This window comes from Candidatus Chlorohelix sp., assembly GCF_037138995.1.
Classification (GTDB): Bacteria; Chloroflexota; Chloroflexia; order Chloroheliales; family Chloroheliaceae; genus Chlorohelix.
The window spans coordinates 1-4,643 of sequence record NZ_JBAXHI010000087.1 but is presented as its reverse complement, the minus strand read 5'-3'; the positions used below and the strand labels follow the sequence as shown (position 1 = coordinate 4,643).

Annotated in this window: 2 protein-coding genes; both read right to left on the bottom strand. The window is 44.9% G+C overall.

Annotated features, from left to right (window positions below; genetic code table 11):
* The coding region (locus tag WCK19_RS18220; protein ID WP_342398830.1) for a glycoside hydrolase domain-containing protein at positions 1 to 2,885 on the bottom strand (2,885 nt) is incomplete at its 3' end.
* Between the two features lie 231 nt (positions 2,886 to 3,116).
* Complete coding sequence (locus WCK19_RS18215) at positions 3,117 to 3,881, bottom strand: fibronectin type III domain-containing protein (protein ID WP_342398829.1); 765 nt, start codon at positions 3,879 to 3,881, stop codon at positions 3,117 to 3,119.
* Positions 3,882 to 4,643: the final 762 nt, after the last annotated feature.

The following is a 4,643-nucleotide window of genomic DNA, read 5'->3' as shown; positions in this document are numbered from 1 at the left end:
ACGGTAGCCGTGCTGTTGTCAGAGTAAGTACCAATCGCGGTAAATTGTTGTGTAGCGCCCTTTGTAATATTTGGGTTAGTAGGTGTTACGGTTATCCCAGTAAGGACTGGTTGGCAGGTTATTGCTTTTGGCGAACTACCTATTTCAGGGTTACCACCATTTGGGTCGGTATTTATGGCGTAAACTCTTACTTCGTGAGTTAGACCGTCTTTATACACATTTGGAACAGCAAACGAAAACCCGTGCAGACCATTATCATGGCTTACTAATGTAGCTACATCAGAGCGATATATATTCGCCGTAGTTATATATCTCTGACCTACTCCTGGTACACCATTGAAGTAAACATTTACGTCAATGGGTACGTTAGGAGCTTTAGGGTCCCACGCCCAACCAGTAATGCTGTTACAATCAGCACTGTTAATATCTCCTTCTGGAGCAGGAGACGCAATCAGTTTCCAGCTAATTGAATCAAATCCAATCTTTGCCTGCAAATTTGTTTTCTCAGGTACTAAATCGTCAAGATAGACTTGGCAACTGTTGCCAATATTACAGGAAAATTGACCAAGCGAAACCCACTCATATTGGCTAGCAGTGCCGTAAGCATTCTGATTTACTACCTTAGAAACATTTCCGTTGCTGGTACTGATAACATAGTTTGCGCCGGTAGTATTGGCGTTCTTGCCGATACTGGCATAGATTTCGTAAGTGCCAGCTTGGGAAAGTGAAGGAGTCCATTTACCCCAGTTGCCGGGAGTATCGGTGGTACTGTTGGTGGTATAGTACATAGTATCGCTGTAATTCTCGTTAGCGACAGGGTTATAAGACCACCAGTATGAGGCGTTGTTATTACGGGTAAACCCCACAGCATTGGCTTTGACGGTTACACTTCCGGGTGGCAAAGGGGTAGGATTACGCACGCCGGGTCTGGCAACAGGTCCATCTGACGCGCTCATATCCACTCGGTGGTTATATCCTCCATAGTAAATATCCCCCGCATACTGCCTGATACGCTGGTGAGCCGCCCAATACCCATCAGGAATAGGGGCTACTCCAAATACGCTAACACTCGGATCGTAACTACCGCTACCAGAATTCCAATACCAACTAGCAAGCCATACAGCATCAGGAGGGGTAGCAAAGCCCGCCCATAATAAAGCGCCTGAACCATAAGAGGAGCCATAGATACCTGCTCGGTAGCCGTTGGCTTTAATTTGATTAACCCAGCCTTGCAGAAATGAATTTACTGGATTATAACAACTTGAATCTGTATATCTATATGCTTCTATATCGTAATAAATTATTGTGTCTGCCCCAATTCCCAGCCCTAGCAAAGCAGTTGTAGCTTGATTAGCTTCATCTACCCCTTGATTATAGGCTGTACTTGCGTCTGAACTCATACCAACCCCTACATTTGAATTATTTGGACAGCCGGTAGGGGCTTGATAGCCCACCCAAGTCGGAATTAAACCCCAGCCTTGACTAAAAACCTGACTTACCCAACTTGCAGTGATGGTCGCCTGATTTGCAGTGGCACAACCACGATTTCGCCCACCATAGTATATGTTTACATTTCGGAAGGGGGTATTATTCCACCAATCCTGTAATTCACTGACACTGAAAGGTGTACAGGCATCAATAGCCTGAGCAGTTGTTAAAGTGTTAGTCACAGGAGGTAAACCTAGGGCTTGGGGTATTTTGAAGCTTATATCTGTGGTAGTTTGTGTTTTCCAATCGAGTTTTATCAAACGCGATTCTTGGTAGCAATCGGCTTTAAATAAATCACAGTGACCAGATTGAGCAACTAACCAACCGGCGGAACCATCTCCGACAAAATCCAGATTGGATATTCGTTCATTTATGGAAAAGGGGTTACCGGGAAATTTCTGAGGAGGCAAACTTTTCCCAACCTTGAAGACGGTCATTTCACTCGCTTTGCCGCCGGGAACCGTTACCAGAGTATCCGAGTCCAGAATAGCCAGTTGAGAATGGTCTCCTTCAAACAATAGGTTGGCAGTAAACGCCGCTTCTCCAAACTTCCAAGTTTGCCCACCATCGGTGGTATGATAATACCCGACTTGCGAAGAATCTTTGTTTATTAGGGTAATAGCCAAAAAACCTTCCAAGGAATTTATAAATATGGGTATATCCAAAGTAAGCACCCCGTCAACCGCGCCCGGTGGCGCACTAATTTTGACGGCTTGCCACGAAATCCCAGCATCGCGCGTAACATACAAGTCATTCCCAGACGTACCGCCAGCTAACCAGCCATTCGTAGCTGAAGCAAAATTAAATTTATCGGCAATAGGAGGCGCAGGGAGTTTTTGCCACGTAATACCGCCATCGTTTGTGTTGTAAAGAACACCTAGGCTAAAGTTGGCGCTGGAAGATAATTGAACCAGTAACCAACCATTTTTAGGGTCGGTAAAGCTAAACCAACCATTCCCAGCAAAAGCGTCCGCATACAATCCAGATGGTTGACCTACCGGATAATAGTTCCAGTTTTTCCCACTATCAGCGGTGATAGCAACTTGCAGTTGACCAGCGCCATCCGGGTTGGTAGCTACCGACAATACCAAACCATAAACTTGATTTATAAATTTTACAGCTTTTAGGGGTTTGCTACCAAAATTTGCAGGAGTAATATCCGTGAAAGTATTAGCGCCATCAACAGTTAATAATAAGCGATTACCAGAAATTATCCAGCCTGATGTGGTCGAAATGAATTGGGCTTTTGTTATCAGCCTGTTATGGGTTGATGGTTGCAAATTACTTGATGACTGGACTTCAACAGAAAGAGAGCTACCAGCCAGAAAATAAATTATCAAAATTATTAACATTAGCTTTCGCAAAAAACGAAAACGTTGTGGCGTTACCAGTATCAAACCATATTCTCCAAGTATTTGTAATTCCTTGAACTAGTATCGGAATAGCTTGTATTAGCGTACCGCCTAGAACGAAAATGAGAAATGACCCTAAACCTAAAGCTAAAACTCCCAATAAACCTTCCTTTTGGGAGATGGGTTATCCAGAATAGGCAATCGTAGTTCTTGTACGGGTTTATGTAATGCTTTGATTCCCCCTTTCAGTCACAGGATTAAGGCAGCGCCAAAATATCAGGCTCTTTTTACGATGGTGCAAATGGCTGTAACCGGATTAGCGCCCCCACCCCCTGTTATTTTCAGCGTGCCACCCGTTATGTTCAGATTTGACAGTAACGCGCCGCCGCTCATAATCATATTCTGCCCTCCGGTGGTTATTGTTTTAGCACCGCTACCGCAATTCCCCCCATTGATGAAAACACCCGCCGGTATTGTTAAAGGACCTGTGAGAGTAATGTCCGAAGTAAGGTTTATGGTAAGCCCCTCGGCTGGAATGCTACCAGAAAGTTGGGTCGCCAGAGCCGATCCGGTGGTTACAGATACAGCTGAACCGGGAGTGGTAGCGGTTACTTCGTTGGAGTAGGCGGAGTCCTCAGAGGCATTGTAGGCACGCACCCGGTAGTAATACGTGACAGCAGGGAACAATCCATTCGTATCGTTGAAGGTAGTGGCATTTGCCCCAGTTGTGCCGATTTGGGTGTAAAGACCGCCTGTACCCACTTTACGCTCAATTTTATAACCCGTTTCGTCACTGACATCGTTCCAGCTTAAAGTGATCATTTTGTTCAAACCGGACAGTATTGTGCCATTAGCCCCCACCACAAAACAGGTGACGTTGGGACAACTGATGCCTTGCAGGGTGTTATAAGTACCGGAGGATTGAGTTGTCCAAGTGGTTCCTCCGTTATCGGTTGCCAAGATTGTACCACCATCCCCCACCGGAAAACAGGTGGTAGAGCTGGGGCAACTGATGCCAATCAGCCCGTTTCCTGTAGGCAAAGGGTTCTGCCATTTCCATGCGCCGTCCCCAATACTGAGTAGTTTTATTTTTTACAACCCATCCCTCAAAAGCAGTTCCATCAATTGCTACACTGGCATCACTCTGGTTTTTGGTAGCTAAATGTAAGTGAACGAATCCTTTAGTGGCGCTTCCGCAATCTGAAGGATAGCCAAGTATATCCCCCCGTTTTATAGTTGTACCTTATAGAAAGTGAAACAGCGTCGAGTGGTCTTGTCGGAGCAATATGGATAAACTGTAACCTGTATGGGGAATTATCAACGTCCATTGCAATGATATAATTCCCATCTGTATCTGGCAAAGTTGCATATGCTATATGACCATTTGTCGGGGCTATTACCAGCCGACTCTTTGAACGGGTACCTGTAGTAACAGCGATGCCATCCCGGTTTAGACAGCTAGGTTCTGACTCTTTTTCTTGTGGGGAAAAAGATGGTGCTATATCAATTCCATGTAGTAAAGCTATCAAGTGCCAACTTTAATTGAAGCGCTTTACCGCAACGGCAAAAGTTACAAAGTGGTACAGTCCTACCCGTAGCCTTCCCCGTAAAAACTCGCGTACAGAGATGCGTAACAGGAAAAGCAGAATCATTAGTGAATGAACCGAAGTTTATATGCTGATTCTACAAATTTATCAGATAATGTCAAGCAGTTTGTTTGTTATTAATTGAATATTAATTATCAGTAAACGGGTTGGAGGAATTGCTGGCTATTCGGGATAGCACCAGCGCAAGGGTCTGGAC